The organism is Monashia sp. NPDC004114 (assembly GCF_053603855.1).
Genome location: NZ_JBSGGK010000023.1, coordinates 1 through 18,660, shown reverse-complemented (window position 1 = coordinate 18,660; position 18,660 = coordinate 1). Strand labels below are relative to the sequence as shown.

20 protein-coding genes are annotated in these 18,660 nt (G+C 70.7%); 14 read left to right on the top strand and 6 right to left on the bottom strand.

Going from position 1 to position 18,660, the window contains the following annotated elements; all coding sequences use genetic code 11:
- Positions 1-2 precede the first annotated feature (2 nt).
- From ACWEOW_RS22025 to ACWEOW_RS21990, 8 genes are all read left to right on the top strand, one after another.
- Positions 3-1,154 carry an acyl-CoA dehydrogenase family protein gene (locus ACWEOW_RS22025; protein WP_452271387.1) on the top strand — a complete coding sequence of 384 codons (1,152 nt, stop codon included), beginning with the start codon at positions 3-5 and terminating at the stop codon, positions 1,152-1,154.
- On the top strand, positions 1,151-2,101 hold the full coding sequence (locus ACWEOW_RS22020; protein ID WP_452271386.1) for an acyl-CoA dehydrogenase family protein: 951 nt from the start codon (positions 1,151-1,153) through the stop codon (positions 2,099-2,101). The genes ACWEOW_RS22025 and ACWEOW_RS22020 overlap by 4 nt, the downstream gene beginning before the upstream one ends.
- Positions 2,098-3,231: a thiolase family protein gene (locus ACWEOW_RS22015; RefSeq protein WP_452271385.1), complete on the top strand. Its 1,134-nt coding sequence runs from the start codon at positions 2,098-2,100 to the stop codon at positions 3,229-3,231. The genes ACWEOW_RS22020 and ACWEOW_RS22015 overlap by 4 nt, the downstream gene beginning before the upstream one ends.
- A complete protein-coding gene (locus ACWEOW_RS22010) occupies positions 3,228-3,593 on the top strand; it encodes a Zn-ribbon domain-containing OB-fold protein (RefSeq protein WP_452271384.1) in 366 nt (121 codons plus the stop codon). The genes ACWEOW_RS22015 and ACWEOW_RS22010 overlap by 4 nt, the downstream gene beginning before the upstream one ends.
- Positions 3,594-3,726: 133 nt before the next feature.
- Positions 3,727-4,890: an acyl-CoA dehydrogenase family protein gene (locus ACWEOW_RS22005; protein ID WP_452271383.1), complete on the top strand. Its 1,164-nt coding sequence runs from the start codon at positions 3,727-3,729 to the stop codon at positions 4,888-4,890.
- Between the two features lie 86 nt (positions 4,891-4,976).
- Complete coding sequence (locus tag ACWEOW_RS22000; RefSeq protein WP_452271382.1) at positions 4,977-6,215, top strand: CaiB/BaiF CoA transferase family protein; 1,239 nt, start codon at positions 4,977-4,979, stop codon at positions 6,213-6,215.
- On the top strand, positions 6,205-6,972 hold the full coding sequence (locus ACWEOW_RS21995) for an enoyl-CoA hydratase/isomerase family protein (protein ID WP_452271381.1): 768 nt from the start codon (positions 6,205-6,207) through the stop codon (positions 6,970-6,972). The genes ACWEOW_RS22000 and ACWEOW_RS21995 overlap by 11 nt, the downstream gene beginning before the upstream one ends.
- A 1-nt stretch (position 6,973) precedes the next feature.
- Positions 6,974-7,429, top strand: a complete 456-nt coding sequence (locus ACWEOW_RS21990; RefSeq protein ID WP_452271380.1) for a MaoC/PaaZ C-terminal domain-containing protein — start codon at positions 6,974-6,976, stop codon at positions 7,427-7,429.
- Positions 7,430-7,514: 85 nt separating this feature from the next.
- Here the strand turns inward: ACWEOW_RS21990 and ACWEOW_RS21985 are convergent, their stop codons facing one another.
- Both ACWEOW_RS21985 and ACWEOW_RS21980 read right to left on the bottom strand, forming a co-directional pair.
- The gene (locus ACWEOW_RS21985; protein ID WP_452271379.1) at positions 7,515-8,339 is read right to left on the bottom strand and encodes an SDR family oxidoreductase; all 825 of its coding nucleotides are present in this window, start codon (positions 8,337-8,339) and stop codon (positions 7,515-7,517) included.
- A gap of 49 nt (positions 8,340-8,388) precedes the next feature.
- Positions 8,389-9,141: a FadR/GntR family transcriptional regulator gene (locus ACWEOW_RS21980; RefSeq protein ID WP_452271378.1), complete on the bottom strand. Its 753-nt coding sequence runs from the start codon at positions 9,139-9,141 to the stop codon at positions 8,389-8,391.
- A gap of 140 nt (positions 9,142-9,281) precedes the next feature.
- On the opposite strand from ACWEOW_RS21980, the gene ACWEOW_RS21975 reads away from it, so the two are divergent.
- Positions 9,282-10,244 carry a phosphotransferase family protein gene (locus ACWEOW_RS21975; protein WP_452271377.1) on the top strand — a complete coding sequence of 321 codons (963 nt, stop codon included), beginning with the start codon at positions 9,282-9,284 and terminating at the stop codon, positions 10,242-10,244.
- Positions 10,241-11,506, top strand: coding sequence for an acetyl-CoA C-acetyltransferase (locus tag ACWEOW_RS21970; protein WP_452271376.1), 1,266 nt, complete (start codon positions 10,241-10,243; stop codon positions 11,504-11,506). Before ACWEOW_RS21975 ends, ACWEOW_RS21970 begins: the two co-directional genes overlap by 4 nt.
- Positions 11,507-11,526: 20 nt before the next feature.
- On the opposite strand, the gene ACWEOW_RS21965 is transcribed toward ACWEOW_RS21970, so the two are convergent.
- Positions 11,527-12,423, bottom strand: coding sequence for an HpcH/HpaI aldolase/citrate lyase family protein (locus ACWEOW_RS21965; protein WP_452271375.1), 897 nt, complete (start codon positions 12,421-12,423; stop codon positions 11,527-11,529).
- A gap of 2 nt (positions 12,424-12,425) precedes the next feature.
- A complete protein-coding gene (locus tag ACWEOW_RS21960) occupies positions 12,426-13,619 on the bottom strand; it encodes a CaiB/BaiF CoA transferase family protein (protein WP_452271374.1) in 1,194 nt (397 codons plus the stop codon).
- Between the two features lie 103 nt (positions 13,620-13,722).
- Between ACWEOW_RS21960 and ACWEOW_RS21955 the strand changes: the two genes are divergently transcribed.
- A complete protein-coding gene (locus ACWEOW_RS21955; RefSeq protein ID WP_452271373.1) occupies positions 13,723-15,210 on the top strand; it encodes an aldehyde dehydrogenase family protein in 1,488 nt (495 codons plus the stop codon).
- A gap of 83 nt (positions 15,211-15,293) precedes the next feature.
- Here the strand turns inward: ACWEOW_RS21955 and ACWEOW_RS21950 are convergent, their stop codons facing one another.
- The gene (locus tag ACWEOW_RS21950) at positions 15,294-16,067 is read right to left on the bottom strand and encodes an SDR family NAD(P)-dependent oxidoreductase (RefSeq protein ID WP_452271372.1); all 774 of its coding nucleotides are present in this window, start codon (positions 16,065-16,067) and stop codon (positions 15,294-15,296) included.
- 171 nt (positions 16,068-16,238) lie between these two features.
- On the opposite strand from ACWEOW_RS21950, the gene ACWEOW_RS21945 reads away from it, so the two are divergent.
- Positions 16,239-16,712, top strand: coding sequence for a nuclear transport factor 2 family protein (locus ACWEOW_RS21945; RefSeq protein ID WP_452271371.1), 474 nt, complete (start codon positions 16,239-16,241; stop codon positions 16,710-16,712).
- A 100-nt stretch (positions 16,713-16,812) separates the two neighbouring features.
- Here ACWEOW_RS21945 and ACWEOW_RS21940 read toward each other — a convergent pair whose 3' ends face one another.
- Positions 16,813-17,574 carry a FadR/GntR family transcriptional regulator gene (locus ACWEOW_RS21940; RefSeq protein ID WP_452271370.1) on the bottom strand — a complete coding sequence of 254 codons (762 nt, stop codon included), beginning with the start codon at positions 17,572-17,574 and terminating at the stop codon, positions 16,813-16,815.
- A gap of 165 nt (positions 17,575-17,739) precedes the next feature.
- On the opposite strand from ACWEOW_RS21940, the gene ACWEOW_RS21935 reads away from it, so the two are divergent.
- Both ACWEOW_RS21935 and ACWEOW_RS21930 read left to right on the top strand, forming a co-directional pair.
- On the top strand, positions 17,740-18,558 hold the full coding sequence (locus tag ACWEOW_RS21935) for an enoyl-CoA hydratase/isomerase family protein (RefSeq protein ID WP_452271369.1): 819 nt from the start codon (positions 17,740-17,742) through the stop codon (positions 18,556-18,558).
- Positions 18,555-18,660: FAD-binding protein (locus ACWEOW_RS21930; RefSeq protein WP_452271444.1), on the top strand; the 106-nt coding region annotated here is incomplete at its 3' end. The genes ACWEOW_RS21935 and ACWEOW_RS21930, both read left to right, overlap by 4 nt.

Here is an 18,660-nt window from a genome sequence, read left to right as displayed (position 1 = left end):
CGGTGACCCTGACCCGCGTCGCGACGCACGCGCGTGCGCTCGCATCCTGGCTGCACGAGCACACCGAGGAGGTCGCGCCCTACCGACACCGGGCGCCCGGCGGGATCGATGCTGCCGTCGAGCACGATCGTGGGCTCCTTGCGCTCCTCCACGAGGCCGGCTGGTCGCGGTGGGGGTGGCCGGAGGAGGTCGGGGGGCTCGGTGGGCCGGTGGCCCTGCGGGCGGTCCTCTACGACGAGCTGGCCGCGGCGGATGTCGAGGTCCCCGAGGCGTACGTCATCCTCGAGACGCTCGGCCCGCTGCTCGCCGCGTTCGCACCGTCCATCGCGCGCGAGCACCTTCCGCTGTTCCTGTCCGGCGAGCAGGTCTGGGGGCAGGGCTTCTCGGAGCCCGATGCCGGCAGCGACCTCGCGGGCCTTCGGACGCGTGCAGAGGTCGTGGGGGACGGGTCGTTCCGCCTGAACGGGCAGAAGATCTGGACCACGCTCGGCCAGTTCGCTTCGCACGCAGCGGTTCTCGCGCGGACCGGAGCGCCGGACAGCGCCCACCGCGGGCTGACGATGCTCTGGGTGGACCTGTCGGCACCGGGTGTCACCGTCCGCGCGATCACGGCCTCGAACGGCCGCGACGAGTTCGCCGAGATGTTCTTCGACGACGTCACGGTCCCGGCGTCCGGGCTCATCGGCGACGTCGGTGGTGGCTGGGCCGCGGCCATGTACCTGCTCCAGTACGAGCGCGGCATGTACGCCTGGCTCCGCCAGGCCGTTCTCCACCGGCGGCTCCGGCAGGCCGCGGCCGCGGCGCCGGCACACGCCTCGGCGTCGGCAGTCGCGGCCCTGGGCCGGGCCCAGCGGCTCTGCGCTGGTCTCCGTGCCCGGTCGCGGACGACGGTGCTCCGGCTCTCGGCGGGAGAGAACCCGGGCCCTGAGATCTCGGTCGACAAGGTCCTGCTCGGCGAGTGCGAGCAGGCGGTGTTCGACGCGTGCCGCCGGCTCGGCTGGACAGGTATGGCGCTCGGCGGCGAGACGAGTGAGGCCACGCTGCGGGAGGAGTGGTTCTACAGCCGCGCTTCGACGATCTTCGGCGGAGCGGCAGACATCCAGCGCGACATCCTCGCCGACCGCGTCCTCGGCCTGCCACGGAGCGCGCGATGAGCGAGGAGGCTGCGGAGTTCGGAGCTCTCGCCGACGAGCTGCTCGCAGCGGGCCACGTCGACCAGCTTGTCGGCCAGCTGGGCGACCCCGAGCTCGCCGAGCTGTGGGACGACCCGGGCGTCGTCGGGGCCGTCGCCGAGGCGCATGGCCGACACCTGGCGTCGAGCCCGCTCATGGACGTGGCGGTGCTGCGTTCGGACGGGTCGGCGCTCGTTCTCGACGTGCCCGGGGGTTCGGGTCCGGCGTGCATGGTCACGGGCGATCGGATCGAGGTCGACGGGACTGCCCGCGACCTGCGGTCCGCCGACCGGCTTGTCCTCCTCGTCGACGGCGTGGCGCGGCGCGTCGACCTCGGACTGCTCGCGCTCGCCGCGGCCGACGGGTTCGACCCGGGCCTCTCCCTGACCCGGGTCACGGGGTCGGTCCCGCTCCACGCGACCGAGCTGCTCGACGTCGACGCCGCGACGCTGATCTCTCGGGTTGCCCGTTTTGTCGCGCACGAGCTCGTCGGCGTGGCCGAGGGCGCCCTCGACCTGGCCTGCGCCCACGTCCGTGACCGCCGCCAGTTCGGCGTACCCATCGGCTCGTTCCAGGCCGTCAGGCACCGGCTCGCCGAGGCCCACGTGCAGGTGACCGCGGCGCGCGAGCTGCTGGCAGCCATCCCCGGCGCCGACACCCACCCCGACACCGACCCCGACACCCACCCCGACACCGAGGTGCTCGTTCTCAAGGCAAGCGCGGGGTTCGCCGCGCAGACCGCCGTCGCCGCCGCCCAGCAGGTGTGCGGCGGGATGGGCTTCACCGAGGAGTTCGGCCTGCACCGCTTCGTGCGCCGAGCCCTCATGCTCGACTCCCTCCTCGTCGGCTGCGAGGACGCGGAGGAGGCCCTTGGCCGACTCGCGCTCGCCGGCCGTGTGCTCCCCGACCGTCAGGTGGTGCTGCTGTGAAGAACGTCGTCATCGCCGGGGTGGGCATCCACCCCTTCGGCAGGTTCCCGGTGGGGTACCGCGAGATGGGCGAGGTCGCTGCGCGTGACGCGTTGGCCGACGCGGGGGTGACCCTCGCCGACGTCGGAATGGTGCTCGTGGCGAATGTCGGCGCCGAGATGGCCAAGGGCCACAACATCGTCGACCGGATCGGGCGCACCGGCGTCCCCGTCATCAACGTCGAGGCCGCGTGCGCTTCGAGCGGGTCGGCGCTGTTCATGGCCGCGCAGATGGTCGAGTCGGGCGCCGCCGACGTCGTGCTGTGCATCGGCGTCGAGAAGGCGCCCCGCGGCTTCATCGCGAGCTCGGGCTTCGAGCAGTGGCAGATCGAGAACGGGCTCGGGGTCAACCCGCTCTACTTCGCGATCCAGGCCCAGGAGCTGATGACCGCCACCGACGTCACCGTCGACGACCTTGCCGACGTCTCGGTGAAGAACCACCGGCACGCGGTGCACAACCCGAACGCGATGTACCGAGCCGAGGTGACCCGTGAGCAGGTCCTGGGCAGCAAGGCGATCTGCCCACCGCTGACTCTCCTCATGCTCTGCGCGCCGAACGAGGGAGCGGCGGCGGTCGTCCTCATGAGCCGTCGCGAGGCCGAGCGGCGTTCGGTCGCCGACCCCGTCGTCCTCGCCGGGCTCGGGCTCGTCTCGCGCTCGGCGGACGACTGGTTCGTCCCTGCGCCGGCATACCAGTCGAACCGCACGAGCCTCAGTGCGCGGGCGGCGCGCCTCGCCCTCGAGGAGGCGGGGATCGGCATCGACGACGTCGACCTCGTCGAGTGCCAGGACACCGACGCCGGCTCCGAGCTCGTCGCCTATTCCGACCTGGGGCTCTGCCCGCCTGGCGAGGAGGCCGCCCTGCTGCGCAGCGGCGCGACCGCGCTCGGCGGGCGCATCCCGGTCAACGTCTCCGGCGGTCTCCTCTCCAAGGGCGAGCCGCTCGGCGCCTCTGGCCTGGGCCAGGTCCACGAGCTCGTCGAGCAGGTCCGCGGACGCGGCGGCGCCCGCCAGGTCCAGGGCGCCCGCGTCGGCCTCGGCCACGTCATGGGCGCCGGTCACAACTCCAGCGTCGTGGTGGTGCACCGATGAGCGTCGACCTGTTCCTTTCCGGCGAGCCGGGCGACTCGACGGCCCTGCTCGGGTCGACCTGTCCGGCCTGCGGCCGGTCCGAGTTCCCCCGAAGGGCTACCTGCCCCGCGTGCGGCAGTCCAGCCGACCCGGCGGAGCTGCGTGGGCCGGCCCGGCTCACCGTGAGCACCGCAGTGCTCGCTCAGCCGCCAGGCTCGAAGGTCGAGGCGCCGTATGCCGTCGGCGTCGCCGAGTTCGAGCAGGGGCTGCGCGTCATCGGCCTCCTGGTCGGAGCGCCGGCCGTCGGCGCGACGGTCGAGGTCGTCGTCCACGAGCCCTACACGGCCGGAAGGACTTTCGCTTTCCGCCAGTGCGGTGGATGAGGAGGCGAACCGCCCAGCGCGGTCTCTTCCGCCCACGTAGATTTAGGCATATCATGCATATGAATAGGCGGTTCGGCCTTACGAGCCACTGACCGCCGGTCACCGACGACCACCGCAGACACGAGAGGTCACCATGACGTTCTTCAACTTCCTCACTGAGGACCAGCAGGCCTGGCGTGACACCTGTTTCAAGTTCATGGAGAAGCAGATCACCCGGGAGTACATCCGCGAGTGCGACATGGGGCGCGAGTACTACCACGAGGGCTACGAGAAGATCGTCAAGGAGGGCTGGCACAGCCTGCTGATCCCCGAGGAGCTCGGGGGCTCCGGGGCCGACGCGATGTCGTACGCGCTGATGTGCGAGGCCGCGGGACGGTACGGCTTCGACTTCGCCGCCGCCGTGGTCAACACCCCGTCGTTCACGGCGCAGAACCTCATCAAGTTCGGCAACGCCGACCAGCTCGAGCGCTTCATCAAGCCGTTCGTCGAGGGCCGCTACAAGTTCTCGATCGGCATCTCCGAGCCGGAGGCCGGGTCCGACGCCGCCGCCACCGCGACCCGTGCGGTCCGCGACGGCGACGAGTACGTCATCACCGGGGCCAAGCAGTGGATCTCGGGGTCGGGCCTGGACGGCGCGCACATCCTCATGCTCGTCCGCACGAACCCCGACGCCCCGAAGCACGAGGGCCTGTCGACGATCATCATCCCCAACAACCTGCCGGGCATCACGCTGCGCAAGCTCAACACCCTCGCCCGCCGCGGCATGGGCACCTACCAGGTGTTCCTCGACGAGGTCCGCGTGCCCGCGGACAACCGTCTCGGCGAGGAGGGCCAGGGCTGGGAGATCATCGGCAGCAACCTCGAGCTCGAGCGGATCGCCGGTGCCTCGGGGTATGTCGGCACGGCGCAGCAGGCCGTCGACGACGCGCTGCTCTACGCGACCCAGCGACACCAGTTCGGCAAGCCGATCTACGAGTTCCAGGTCCTCAAGCACATGCTCGCCGACATGCAGACGGAGGTCGACGCCGCCCGCCTCATCACCTACCGCGCCGCGGCGACCGTCGTCGAGGGTCAGCCCGCGCTGCGCGAGGTGTCGATGGCAAAGCTCCTCGCCTCGGAGACGCTGCAGAAGGTCTCGCGCCAGGGCGTCCAGGTCATGGGTGGCCACGGCATGCTCCCCGAGGCCGACATGGAGCGGTACTTCCGTGAGGGCATGCAGTCGACGATCGGCGGCGGCACGAGCCAGATCCAGCGCTCGATCATCGCCGGGACCATGCGCAAGGCCCTGCGGACCTGAGCCGAGGCAGGCCACGAGCCGCGCGACCCGCGCCACCGCGCACGACGACCCGCGCCACAGCGCACCACCAACCGCGAAGGACAGGCATGGCAACGCAAGGACCGCTCGCCGGGATCCGGGTGCTCGACTTCACCCGGCACCTGGCGGGGCCGTATGCCACGACGATCATGGGTGACTTCGGCGCCGACGTCGTGAAGATCGAGTCGGTCCCCGACGGCGACCCGGCCCGCTCCATCCGTATGCCGGGGGAGCCACTCGAGCTCGACGGCCAGGCCTTCATCGCCTACAACCACGGCAAGCGGTCGATCGCGATCGACCTGCGCTCCGAGGAGGGCATCGCCCTCGTGAAACGGCTGGTCGAGACGGCCGACGTCGTCATGGAGAACTACCGGCCGGGCGTCGCCGACGCCATCGGCATCGGGTACGAGGCGCTGCGCGAGATCAACCCTCGCCTCGTCTACTGCTCGGTGTCGGCCTTCGGCCAGGAGGGCCCGTGGTCCCGCCGCCCAGCGACCGACCCGGTGATCCAGGCCATGAGCGGGATCATCGCGGTCACCGGCAACCCCGGTGACCCGGCGCGGGCGGGGGTCCCGGTCGGCGACATCATGGGCGCGATGAGCGGCATACAGGGCGTGCTCATGGCTCTGCTGGCGCGCGAGCGGACCGGTGAGGGCCAGTGGGTCGACGTCTCGCTGCTCCACGCGCTGGCCTTCACCCACACGACGCGCCTCGCCGAGCTGTACGCCACCGGCAAGGAGCCGCAGGGGCAGGGCACCGCCCACTCCACGGTCGCGCCCTACGAGGTGTTCCCGACCGCAGACGGGCCCGTGATCGCCGGGTCGTGGACCGAGGACACGTGGCCGCGCTTCTGCGCCGCCCTCGGGCGTCCCGAGCTCGCGACCGACCCCCGCTTCGAGACGAACCAGAAGCGACTGACCAACCGGCCCGAGCTGCGGGCCGTGGTCACCGAGGTCATGACCCAGCGCACCACGGCAGAGTGGGAGGCCGAGTTCGCCCGTGCGGGAGCCCTGTTCGGCCCGGTGCTGACGATCTCGCAGATGCTCGAGCAGGCGCAGATGGAACACCGGCCGGCGGTCGCCGAGGTCACCTGCGCCGACGGCCGGGTCGTCAAGGTCCCCGACAGCACCTCGCCGATTCGCCTGCACGGCACCGGGGGAGCAGTCGTCAAGCCGCCGCCGCTGCTCAGCGAGCACGCTGAGGAAGTGCTCGCGGAGCTGGGCCTCTCGGTCGAAGAGGTCGAGGCACTCGTCAGTCGTGGCATCGTCCGCGCTTCCGCCGAACGGGGTGAGCCCGTTGCCCGATGACGCCGTCCTCTACGTGACCCGCGACCACGTCACGACGATCACGATCAACCAGCCCGACACGTACAACGCGCTGTCGAAGCCGGTCCGGGACGGGCTGCGGGCCGCCTTCCGCCGGTTCAACCTGGACGAGGACTCGCGTGTCGCGGTCCTGACCGGGGCCGGGGAGAAGGCCTTCTGCGCCGGTGGCGACCTCAAGGAGATGATGGCGAACGCGTCGCAGAACCTCGGCAAGGACTTCGTCGTCATGCCGGGCCACAACGAGGTCGTCGACAAGCCGTGGATCGCGGCCGTCAACGGCTACGCAGTAGGCGGCGGTGTGCTCTACACCATGCTGGCTGACCTGGCGGTGGCATCGACGACCGCGAAGTTCCGGATGCCCGAGGCGATGATCAGCCGTGGCGCCCCCTGGTCGGTCGCGCTCGCGCAGCAGATCCCGCGCAAGGTGTGGTTCGAGATGGCCGTCACCGGTGCGACGGTCACCGGCCAGCGGGCCTACGAGGTCGGCCTGGTCAACCACGTCGTCGCTCCCGAAGCGCTCCTCGACACGGCATACGAGCTTGCCGCCAAGGTCGTGCGCTCGGCCCCGCTCACGGTCGAGGCCACCCGGCGCTCGATCCAGGCGGCAGCCGAGCTGGGTCAGTCGGCGGCGTGGGACGCCGCCGACGAGCACTTCGCCCGCGTGTACGCGAGCGAGGACGCCGTGGAGGGTCCGCGTGCGTGGGTCGAGAAGCGCGACCCGGTCTGGAAGGGGTGCTGAGGTGCAGCTGGCAGTCGACAAGTTCTGGAACGAGATCGAGGTCGGTGAGTCGACCGGGCTCTCGCGCGGCCGGACCGTCACCGAGACCGACGTCGTCCAGTTCATGATGCTCACGGGCAACTGGGTCGAGATCCACTCGAACGTCGAGTTCGCCAAGGACACCCCGTTCGGCCAGCGCCTCGTGCAGGGAAGCCTCGTCCTCGCGATGAGCCAGGGCCTGTTCACCACCGGCCGCGCGGTCGCCGCGTTCTACGGCCTCGACAAGCTGCGCTTCACCAAGCCGGTCTTCATCGGCGACACCGTCAAGGTCGAGTGCGTGCTGCTCGAGAAGAAGGACAAGAACGAGAAGTTCGGCCTCGCCACGTGGGAGATGCGGGTGACGAACCAGCACGGCGAGCAGGTCCAGAAGGCCGAGTACACCTTCCTCAACTACAAGGAGAAGCCCGCCGACTGGTGAGGCGTGCCCTCGCCCGCTCTGTGATGGCCGGCGCCGTCACTCAGCGGGCGTCCTCCGGCGTCCCCTGAGCGTCCCTCAGCGTCCCTCAGTGGACGTTGGAGTCGATCGACAGGTCGTACTCGCCGATGAGGTTGCGCGGCTCGCCGCCGACGAGGAGCCGGCCGCCGTCGACATCGAGCATCCCGCCGGTCATCCACCGCGCCTCGTCCGAGAGGAGGAAGACCACCGCGCCTGCGATGTCGCGCGGCTGGCCGAGGCGCTGCAGCGGGAGGATCTCGGCCTCCTCGGTGCCGCGGTCGCCCTCCCAGAGGATGCCCGCCATCGTCGTCTGCACCAGCCCGGGGGACACCCCGTTGACGCGTATGCCGCGTGGCCCCAGCTCGCGGGCCAGCCCCTTGGTGATGACGTCCAGGGCGGCCTTGCTCGCGGTGTAGCCCGCCACGAGCGGCTGCACCTGACGGGCCCCGATCGTGCTGACGTTGACCACCGCGGCGCCATCGTGCTCGCCGAGCCCGGCCTCGACGGCGGCCTGGACGAGGGCCAGGGGTGCCCATGCGTTGACCGTCACCGTGGTGAGGAAGGCGTCGCGCTGGATGCCGAGAAGAGGCCCGTAGCTCGCGTTGGCCCCCGCGTTGTTGACGACGAAGTCGATGCGTCCGAAGGCGGCCCGCGCGGCCTGCGCGATCCCGGCGGGGCCCTCGGGGTCGCGCACGTTGGCGACATAGCCGACCGTGCTGGCCTCACCGAGAGCCGCGACCGTCTCACTGACCTCTTCGGGCTTGCGGGCGACGACCAGCACCTTGGCTCCCCGCTCGACGAGCAGCTCGGCAGTGGCGCGCCCGATGCCGCGGGTGGCGCCCGTCACGATGGCGACGCGGTCGGTGAAGAACGAGGCGGCAGGTTGATTCATATCAACTATAATAAGGGATTTGATCGGCGCTGTCACCGGGTCGGATCCGTCAGTCCCACCCGACGAGCTCGTCCAGGAGTCCGGGATATCGCGCCAGGACGTCGGCGCGGGTCGACTCCATGTGCTGCCGCATCAGCGCCTCGGCTTCGTCGGGTCGGCGCCCGACGACCGCTCGAAGGATCGCGAGGTGCTCGTTGACGACCTCGTGCCGGCGTCCCGCGGGGAACGACGCCCCCGGCACCCGTGCGGCATAGCAGTGGATGATCGCCGAGCTCACGAGGTTGAGGACCGGGTTCTTCGTGCTCGAGGCGATGAGGTCGTGGAATCCGACCGCCCGCTCGACGTAGCTGCGCTCGTCCTCGAGGTCGGCCCCGAGGAGCCCCTCGAGGACCCCGATGAGGTTCGGGTCCTGGGCTTCGGTCAGCTGGTGCACCATCATCGGCTCCAGGGCGATGCGAGCCTCGAGCAGGTCGGCGAAGGTCGCGCCGGCGAGCTGGAAGAAGAGGGTCGCCATCCGGCCGAAGTGGGTCGCGTCGGCCGCGCCCACGACGGGACCGCCCCCGGGGCCGGGCTTCATCGCCACCAGCCCCTGGACCTCGAGGAGGCGCAGTGCCTCGCGCAGGGAGGCCCTGCCGACCCCGAACTCATGGACCATCTCGGCCTCGGCCGGCAGGACGGACCCGGGCTCGAGCCGTTCCTCGACGATGGTCCGGACAATCTCGCGGGCCACACTCTGCGACACCTTCTCGGTGCGGCGCAGTCGTGGTCTCGCCGTGCCAGCCTGTGTCAGGTCGCCGACCATCTCCGCAACCACCTTCCCCTCTGTGGCCCCGGCCACATCCCCGGCGCTTCTAGGGTCTAGCATATGATAATGATGGTCAGAAATCATCTCGGAGCAGAGGAGCAGTCGCCGATGACCTGGACCGCAGGAGCGAGGGCCGCGTGAGCGCCGCCGGGGTGGTGACACCCGAGCTCGTGGCCCGGCTCGAGCGCCTGCTCGGCGAGCCCGTGGCCGACCTCCGCCCCCTGCCCGGTGGCCATTCAGGCATCACCCTCCAGTGCGTCACCGCGCGGAGCGGACGGGTCGTCGTCAAGGTGGCGGCTCCGGGCCGGCCTGCCGTCGGCCGCCATGACGTCCTCCGGCAGGCGCGGGCCATGGCGCAGGTCGGCCCGCACGTCCCCGCCCCTGAGGTCATCGCCACCGAGGAGGGCGAGCAGCCACTCGCCGTCGTCTCGTTTGCGGCGGGTGAGGCGGTCGAGCCGGCCATCGACGACACGGGCGCTGACCTGCCAGCGTCCCTCGTGCGCAAGCGGTTCGACGTCGTCACAGAGCTGCTCGCCGACCTGCATGCCGTCCCGATGGGGGAGCTGGCTGCCGAACCGGTCCGCACCCCGGCCGCCGAGCTCGGGCAGTTCGCGCAGATCGTCGCGGCCGGCGACGAGGGGTTCCGGTCCCTCGGCGAGCAGGCTGCCGTCGCTCTGGGCACTCAGGTCCCCGACCCGTGGAAGGTCGGGCTCGTGCACGGTGACTTCCGGCTCGGCAACGTCCTCTTCGAGGGTGTCGAGCCACGGGCGGTCGTCGACTGGGAGATCTGGACCCACGGCGACCCGCGCGTCGACCTCGGCTGGCTCGCGACCTTCGCCGACCTCGGCCACTTCCCGGGCATCGCCCGCACCGACGTCGTCGTGCCGGGGGTCGACCACGTCCTGGCCACCTATGGCCGCGCGGTCGGGGCAGATGTCCCCGATGCCGCCTGGTTCGTCCGGCTCGGAGCCTTCCGGATGGGCGCGATCATGTCCCACAACCTGCACCGCCATCGCACGGGTCGGCACGTGGACCCCTACCAGGAGACGCTGCCGCCCACCATCGAGCGGCTCCTCGAGGTCGCGGCCGGCGCCGCATGAGCGAGCTCACCACCCGCGACCCGGCCGACCCGGCCGACCCGGCCGACCCGGCCGACCCGGTCGACCCGGCCGACCCGGCCGACCCGCCGGGCCGCGCCCAGACAGGAGGACGACCCGTGGACGCTTACATCGTGGAGGCCGTGCGCACCCCGGTCGGGCGGCGCAGGGGCGGCCTGGCCCAGGTGCACCCCGCCGACCTCGCCGCGGTCGTCCTGAGGGAGCTCGTCGAACGCGCCGGAGTGGATCCGGCCAGCGTCGACGACGTCTACCTCGGCTGCGTCGACCAGCTGGGCCCGCAGAGCGGGAACATCGCCCGCATGGCATGGCTCACCGCAGGACTGCCCGAGAGCGTCCCGGGCGTGACCCTCGACCGGCAGTGCGGCTCCTCGCAGCAAGCGGTCCACTTCGCCGCGCAGGCGGTCATGAGCGACCAGGCCGACCTCGTCGTCGCGGGTGGGGTCGAGAGCATGAGCTCGGTCCCGCTCCAGAGCCCGGTGCATGTCGGGGTCGACCTCGGGATGCCGGCCCCGTGGGCGGGGGAGGGGTGGGTCCAGCGCTACGGCGACCAGGAGATCTCACAGTTCCGCGGCGCAGAGCTCATCGCCGAGCAGTGGGGCGTCACCCGCGCCGACATGGAGAGCTTCGCGCTCGAGAGCCACCGACGGGCGCTCGCCGCCCAGGCGTCCGGCGCCTTCGACGAGGAGATCGTGGCGGCATACGGCGTCTCCGCCGACGAGGGCCCCCGCCGCGACACGACGCTCGAGAAGATGGCGGGTCTTGCGACGCTGCGCCCTGACGGGCGGATCACAGCGGCCGTCGCGAGCCAGATCTCCGACGGGGCGGCCGCCCTCCTCGTCGCATCCGCGGCCGCGGTCGAGCGGCACGGGCTGCGTCCGCTGGCAAAGGTGAGGGCGATGGCGGCCGTCGGCTCCGACCCCGTGCTCATGCTGACCGGCCCCATCCCGGCGACCGACGTAGTGCTTGCCAGGGCAGGGCTGTCCGTCGAGGACATCGACGTCTTCGAGGTCAACGAGGCCTTCGCACCGGTCGTCCTCGCCTGGCTGAAGGAGACCGGGGCCGACCCGTCACGCACCAACCCCAACGGCGGCGCCATCGCGCTGGGGCACCCGCTCGGGGCGACCGGCGCCCGGCTCATGACCAGCATGGTCCACCACCTCCGTCGCACCGGCGGGCGCTATGGCCTGCAGACCATGTGCGAGGGCGGCGGCACGGCGAACGCCACGATCATCGAACGCATCTGACGCGCGAAGGCGCATCGCGTCTACTGTGCCCTGGCCAGGAGAGCGCGTGCCTTCTCGTAGTCGTGGACGAGGATCGTCTGCCCGTCCTCGGTGAGGGCCGCGGGCTTGCCCTCGGAGCGCACGCTCTCGTAGATCTCGACCAGCTCACGGGCCCTGCGGGTCTCCTCGTCCGACGGGGTGAACACCTCGTTGAGGATCGGCACGTGCGGCGGGTAGAAGCACGCCATGCCGGTGAAGCCGAGGCGCTTGCTCGCCTCTGCGCGCCGGCGGACGTCGTCGAGGTCGCGGTAGTCCGGCGCGAACACGATGTCGGTGATGGCGATGCGTGCTGCGTGCGCCGCGACGACTGCAGTCGCCTTGAGCGGGTGGAAGATCGCGTTGAGCTCGCCGTCGGGGTCGAACAGCGGGATCTCCATCTCGACGCTGAGGTCGCCCGGCCCGAACATCATCGAAACGACCTGCGGGTGCGCCGCGATCCGCGCGATGTCGACGAGCGCACCCGGTGTCTCGACGATCGCGTAGACGTCCGGCCTCGCGCCGTGCTGCTCGAACAGCTCGAGAGCCTCCAGGAGCTCCTCGTAGGACGAGATCTTCGGGTACGCGACGAGCTCGGCACCCGCCTCCGCCAACGCGATGACATCGTCGCGTCCCCAGGGCGTCGACAGGTGGTTCGGGCGGGCGAGGGTGCGGCGGCCCTCGAAGTATGCCGGGTCGTGGAGGAAGCCGAGCGCGCGCTCACGGGCTTCCTCCTTGCGCGCAGGCGCAACGGCATCCTCGAGGTCGAGGAAGAACACGTCGGCGTCGATGGAGGGGATCTTGGCCCACTTCCGCTCGTCGAGGATGGGTGCCTCGAAGACGGTGCGGACCGACCGGTGCGCGGACTTGCCCGGTCGCGTCCCGACGTCGTGGTGCGGCATCGTCAGATCACGCCCTGTGCGCGAAGGTCCGATACGCGGTGCGGGTCGTAGCCGAGCCACTCGCCGTAGACGAGGTCGTTGTCCTCGCCGAGCTTCGGACCCGAGCGCCAGACGGACCCAGGCCGCTGGTGCAGCATCGGGACGACGCCCTGCATCTTCACCTCGCCGAGCTTCTCGTCGGGGACGCTGATGATGTCGCCGCGCTCGGCGTAGGTCTGGTCCTCGAGGATGTCGGTCGCGCTGTAGATGCGTGACGCCACGACCTCGAGGTCCTTCATCACCTGGAGGCACTCGTCTGCGGTCCGCTCGCCGATCCAGGCCTCCAACAACGTGTTGAGACGCTCCTTGCGCGCGGCCTGCGCCTCGACGCTGCGGTACTCGTCCTCGGGCTCACCGAGCATGCGGGCGATGTTCGACACCGACCTCGGGGTGGCCGAGGTGACCGTCAGCCAGTGCTCGTCCTTCGTGAGGTACGTGTTGACCACGGCTCCCGGAGCGACGGCGAGCTGGTTGCCCGCACGCAGGGGGGCCTCGCCGAACTGGTCGGTGAAGATGACCTGCCACTCGATCAGCCGGAAGAGCGTCTCGAAGAGAGCGATGTCGATCCACTCGCCCTGGAAGTCCTCGTCGTCGCGCCGGACCAGCGCCGCGGCCACCGCGAACGCACCCATGAGGGCGGTCGTCGTGTCCGCGTGCGAGAAGCCGGTGTGGACGGGCGGGCCGTCGGGGAAGCCGGTCACGTGGACGACGCCGCTGCGGGCCTCGCCGACCTTGCCGAACCCCGGCTCGTTGTAAGCCGTGCTCGTGGTTCCGTTGCCGGTGATCTGGAGCATGACGAGGCGCGGGTTCACCTCGTGGAGCGCAGCCCAGTCGAGGTGCCAGCGCTTGAGCGTGTCCACCCGGAAGTTCGTGATGACGACGTCGGCCCACCGGACGAGGTCGTGCGCGACGGCCTGTCCCTCCGGCGTGCGCAGGTCGAGCGTCACGGACCGCTTGTTGCGCCCGGACACCTTCCACCACAGGTACTCGCCGTCCTTGGTCGGACCTTGTCGGCGTCCGGGGTCACCGTGTACTGGGTCCTCGGCGTGGACGACGTCGGCACCCAGGTCGGCCATCAGGGTCCCGGCCAGCGGGCCGGCGATCACATGGGCGAACTCGACGATCCGGACGCCGTCGAGAGCCGGTCGAGCCTTCATGGTTCTCCTCGGTGGTGGTGGATGACTGACTCTAGAATCTATGCATATGGTAGTCAAGAACGTAGCCAATTGTTAGCATGGATCACCAACCATGGAGGTGCACATGACGTCCGAAACGGCCACCCCGCCCGTGACCTCGACGAGTCGCTGGGGCGAGCTGCGTCTGCTCGTCGGCGGGGACGAGATCGACGGCAGCGGCCCCGTCGTCGAGGTCGAGGACCCGGCGACCGAGGAGGTTGTCGCCGCCATTCGTGCGGCCGACGCCGGGGAGGTCGACCTGGCGGTCGAGGCGGCGAGGGCAGCATTCCGTCGTGGCGCGTGGGCCGACTCCACCGGTGAGGAGCGGCGCGCGCTGATGCACCGTCTCGCCGACCTGATGGAGGCGCATCAGGACGAGCTCGCCGACGCCGTTCTCACCGAGGCGGGCACGCCGATCTCGATTTCCGGCCCGCTCCAGGTGGCGTGGCCGATCGAGCACCTGCGCTGGTACGCCGACCAGGCGCCCGTCGACCGCACCGAGGACCTCGGTCCGCACACCGTGCCCGGACCCTCCCACAGCGTCGTCGGCTACCGACCTGTCGGGGTCGTCGCAGCGATCGCCGCGTACAACTACCCGCTGACCCTCGCGGTCCACAAGCTCGGCCCGGCCCTCGCGACCGGCTGCACGGTCGTGCTGATGCCCTCGCCCCGCACGCCGGTCGCGACCCTGCTGCTCGCCCGGCTCGTGCAGGAGGCCGGCTTCCCGCCGGGAGTCGTCAACGTGCTGGTCGGCGACGCGGCTGCGGCCCAGCGCCTCACGGAGCATCCCCACGTCGCCAAGGTCACCTTCACCGGGTCCGTGGAGGTGGGCAAGCACGTCATGCGGCAGGCGGCCTCGCACCTCGCGGGGGTCGTGCTCGAGCTGGGTGGCAAGTCGCCGGCCATTCTCCTGCCCGACGCCGACGTCGCGACGGTCACTCCGGCATTGCACCTGCGCTACTGCCGCAACGGTGGTCAGGCGTGTGCGGCGCCCACCCGGATCCTCGTCCACCGGTCGCGCTGGGACGAGTTCGTCGACGTGACCCGTGTGACCATCGCAGGCGTCACCGTCGGTGACCCACGTAACCCGGACACCGTCGTCGGGCCGATGATCACTCGCGAGCACCGCGACCGGGTCGAAGGCTACGTCGCGGCGGCGCTCGCCCAGGGAGGCAGTGTCCTCGCGGGCGGCGGGCGGCCCGACCTGGAGCGCGGCTGGTTCACGAACCCGGTTGTCCTCGCCGATGTCGACAACTCGTGGCCCGTCGCCCAGGAGGAGATCTTCGGGCCGGTCTCGGTCGCCCTGCCCTATGACTCTGTCGACGAGGCGATCGACATCGCCAACGACTCGCTCTACGGCCTCCACGCCTACATCTACTCCGCCGACCTCGCGGCCGCACGGGCGCTCGCGCCGCGCCTGCGCGCAGGTGCGGTGTCGATCAACGGCGGGGGCGGGTTCCGTCCCGACGCGGTCATGGGCGGCTTCGGCGCCAGCGGAGTCGGCCGCGAGCTCGGACGCTGGGGTATCCACGAGTTCCTCGAGCCGCAGCACGTTCAGTGGGCTACCCCCTGAGGTGGATCAGCGGCGGATCCCCTTCGACGAGAACGTCCCCCGACGCCATCGGGCGTCGGGGGACGTGTCTCGAGAGCCTGGAGTCAGCGGGCGAGGTACCCGCCGTCGACGGGGAGCGCCACACCGGTGACGAAGCTGGCGTCGTCGCAGGCGAGGAACGATGCTGCCGCTGCGATCTCGTCGGCTCGGCCCGGTCGACCCAGGGGCACGTTGACCGTGAACTTCTCGATGACGTCCGACACGTCGGCGTCGGTGTCGCGGCCGAAGAACTGGGGCAGCATCGAGGTCGCGATGGGACCCGGGCAGATCGCGTTGACGCGGATCCCTTTGGGCGCCAGGCGGAGTGCAAGGCTCTTGGCCAGGAGGACGACGGCGCCCTTGGTCATCGAGTAGAGCGGGCTCAGCGGAGAGCCGACGACACCCGAGACCGAGGCGGTGAAGATGACCGACCCCGTGCCACCGGCTGCCTCGAGGAGGTCCTCGCACTGTGCGGTGAGGAAGAAGCCGCCCTTGACGTTGACGTCGACCGCGAGGTCGAACTCGCTCTCGCTGATGTCGATTCCGCTCGCGCCGGGGATGCCGGCGTGGTTGTAGAGCACGTGCAGGACGCCATGGCGCTCGCGGATCCCCGCGACGAGGGCCGTGAGGCCTTGAAGGTCGGCCATGTCGACCCGATGGGCCTCGGCGGACCCGCCGGCTGCTTCGATCGCATCGACTGTTCCTTGGGCGGCCTCGAGCGAGAGGTCGGTGACGATGACGTGTGCGCCTTCGGCGGCAAACCGCTCGCAGGCGGCCCGTCCCATCCCTGATCCCGCCGCCGTCACGAGGGCGATCCGTCCGGCCAGCTTCATCGTCATCGCTCCTGTCTCTCGCGGCGGTGCCTGATGCGTCGTCGCGGATCATCGTGGGTGGTCGGCGGCGAGGACGCCGGACGCGTGTCACTCTCGGGGCATCAGGAGTGGCTCCCGGTCCGCCTGAGGACACCCGTGATATTAATGCGTATGAATCGACTGGTCAATGGAGGCAGCATGTTGCGCGAAGAGGTTGTGGCCCGGCTCCTGGACCGCGAGGCGGTCGTCGCCGTGAAGCTCGCGTTCGCGCGGGCCGCCGACGCGGGTGACGCTCAGGCGATGGTCGCGTCGTTCGCCGCCGATGCGGTCGCGGCCTACGACCCCTCCCGACCGCTCGCGGGACGCGATGCGATCCGCGAGTGGTATGCCGGCGCGCTCGGTCCCGTGGTCGCGAGCAGTCACCAGCTGACGAACTTCGAGGTCGACTTCCCATCGGCGGGCGAGGCGGTCCTTCGGTGCTACCTGTACTCGTGGCAGCGATTCGACCCGGCGACGGGCCGCGCCGATCGCCACCGATGGGCCCGATACGTGGACACCTTCCGGCGCACCCCGCAGGGCTGGCTGCTGACCTCGCTTCGGCTGCTCACGGCCGGGGAGACGCCGGAGGTCCCGGGTGACCGGGTCGGCGAGTACCGCACCCAGGGCTACTGACTGACCGGCGTGACGGATCTGACGTTCCTGCACCGTCGATCGATGGATCCTATTCCTGCATACTATTCATATGTACAGCGAACAGCCGCCAGATGAGTCGTCAGCTCCAGTCGACGATGTCGTCCAGGCGGGCGGGATACCGCCTCTCGCAGTAGTCGCGGTACGCCTGCATGTGCTCGCGCATGAGCTTCTCGGCCTGCCGGCCGTTGCCCCGCTCGATGGCCCTGGTGATGTCCCGGTGCTGCTGGAGGATCAACGGCCGGTCTTCAGGCGCGAACAGCACGGTGGTGACGCGGCGAGACCACAGCGACGAGATGGCATTCGCCGCCAAGGCCATCACGCTGTTGTCCCCGGCAATGCAGACCGCCGTGTGGAACCCGCTTGCGGACGAGGCGTACTGCACGTCGTCGTCGAGGAGGGTGCTTGCCTCCTCGATGGTCGCCTTGATGCTGGCGGTGCGCTCGGGTGTCACACGCTCGGCTGCTCGGCGGGCCAGGACCGACTCGTACTCGACGCGTGCCTCGAGGAGCTCGCGGTAGGTGGCGCCGATCGACTGGAGGTGGAGGGTCCACATCTGGCCGAAGCTCGCGGGGTTGGACTCGGCGACGATGGGTCCACCGCCAGGGCCGGTCTTGATGGTCACGAGTCCGTTGACCTCGAGGATGCGCAAGGCCTCGCGAAGCGAGCCGCGACCGATGTCGAAACGCTCGAGCATGACCGACTCCGACGGGAGGGTCGCTCCGGCGCGCAGTCCCTGCCGCTGGATCTCGCGCAGGATCTCCCTCGCCACCTGCTCGGCGACCTTCTCGTGGCGGCGTGCCCGTCGCGGCGCGCGCGTCGCGGTCGTCTCGTCTACGACCATCGTCGGTCTCCTTTCCCGCGCCCCTGTGCTTGGCGCCTCCGGTGCTCCACCGGCCGTGGACGCTCCGCGCATTCTATGCGGTTGATTCGCCTTCGCGCTGTTCTACGGGCGCGCGTCGGCCTGCTGCCTTCCATCCGGTCCCACACCCGCTGAAAGGGATCCATCGTGTCCGATCGGCCCGTCCTGTTCGCCGCCGACGGCGGAGTCGCCGTCCTCACCCTCAACCGGCCGGCAGCCGCCAACGCCCTCGACCACGCGCTCGTCGCTGCCCTCGACGACGCTGTGACTCGGGTGGCCGCGGACGACACGATCCGGGTCGTGCTCCTGCAAGGAAGCGGTGCGCGCTTCTGCGGTGGCGGCGACGTCGGAGCGATGGCGACCGCCCCGGACCGCGGCGACTTTCTCGCCGGGCTGGCCGATGCGGCCCACGCGGTGGTCCGACGCATCGACGCCCTCGACGTGCCGGTCGTCGCGGGCGTCCACGGCGCGGTCGCTGGGGCCGGCCTCGCACTGATGCTGTCGGCCGACCTCGTCATCGCGGGCGAGTCGACGCGGTTCGTCAGCGGCTATGCGGCGATCGGGCTGACCCCCGACTGCGGCACGTCGTGGCTCCTGCCGCGCGCGGTCGGGACCGGGCGCGCCCTCGAGCTCACGCTGACGAACCGTGCGCTCACCGCCGCGGAGGCCCGTGACTGGGGGATCGTCACCCGGGTGTGCGCCGACGCCGACGTGAAGGCCGAGTCTCTGGCACTGGCGCGGAGCCTCGCCGCGGGGCCGGCGCGCGCGCTCGGGAGAACGCGCCGGCTCGTCCGCGGTGCCGCCGACCGCGGGTTCACCGCGTCACTCGACCTCGAGCGTGCGACGATCGCGGCCGTCGGCTCCGGCTCCGAGGCCGCCGCCCTGATCGACGCCTTCCTGGCGCGACGCGGAGCAGCAGCGCCGTCGACATCGCCCCAGACCCACGACAAGGAGAGCCACACGTGAGCACCGGCGTCCGCAACGTGATCATCATCGGTTCCGGCCCGGCCGGGTACACCGCGGGGGTGTATGCCGCGCGGGCGAACCTGGAGCCGTTGGTGTTCGAGG

Coding starts and splice junctions, on each gene's coding strand:
- ACWEOW_RS21970 (WP_452271376.1), top strand. CDS start 10,241: ATGAGCGAGCTCACCACCCGCGACCCGGCCGACCCGGCCGACCCGGCC.
- ACWEOW_RS22010 (WP_452271384.1), top strand. CDS start 3,228: ATGAGCGTCGACCTGTTCCTTTCCGGCGAGCCGGGCGACTCGACGGCC.
- ACWEOW_RS22000 (WP_452271382.1), top strand. CDS start 4,977: ATGGCAACGCAAGGACCGCTCGCCGGGATCCGGGTGCTCGACTTCACC.
- ACWEOW_RS21955 (WP_452271373.1), top strand. CDS start 13,723: ATGACGTCCGAAACGGCCACCCCGCCCGTGACCTCGACGAGTCGCTGG.
- ACWEOW_RS21950 (WP_452271372.1), bottom strand. CDS start 16,067: ATGACGATGAAGCTGGCCGGACGGATCGCCCTCGTGACGGCGGCGGGA.
- ACWEOW_RS21980 (WP_452271378.1), bottom strand. CDS start 9,141: ATGGTCGGCGACCTGACACAGGCTGGCACGGCGAGACCACGACTGCGC.
- ACWEOW_RS22005 (WP_452271383.1), top strand. CDS start 3,727: ATGACGTTCTTCAACTTCCTCACTGAGGACCAGCAGGCCTGGCGTGAC.
- ACWEOW_RS21945 (WP_452271371.1), top strand. CDS start 16,239: ATGTTGCGCGAAGAGGTTGTGGCCCGGCTCCTGGACCGCGAGGCGGTC.
- ACWEOW_RS21940 (WP_452271370.1), bottom strand. CDS start 17,574: ATGGTCGTAGACGAGACGACCGCGACGCGCGCGCCGCGACGGGCACGC.
- ACWEOW_RS21985 (WP_452271379.1), bottom strand. CDS start 8,339: ATGAATCAACCTGCCGCCTCGTTCTTCACCGACCGCGTCGCCATCGTG.
- ACWEOW_RS21960 (WP_452271374.1), bottom strand. CDS start 13,619: ATGAAGGCTCGACCGGCTCTCGACGGCGTCCGGATCGTCGAGTTCGCC.
- ACWEOW_RS21965 (WP_452271375.1), bottom strand. CDS start 12,423: ATGCCGCACCACGACGTCGGGACGCGACCGGGCAAGTCCGCGCACCGG.
- ACWEOW_RS22020 (WP_452271386.1), top strand. CDS start 1,151: ATGAGCGAGGAGGCTGCGGAGTTCGGAGCTCTCGCCGACGAGCTGCTC.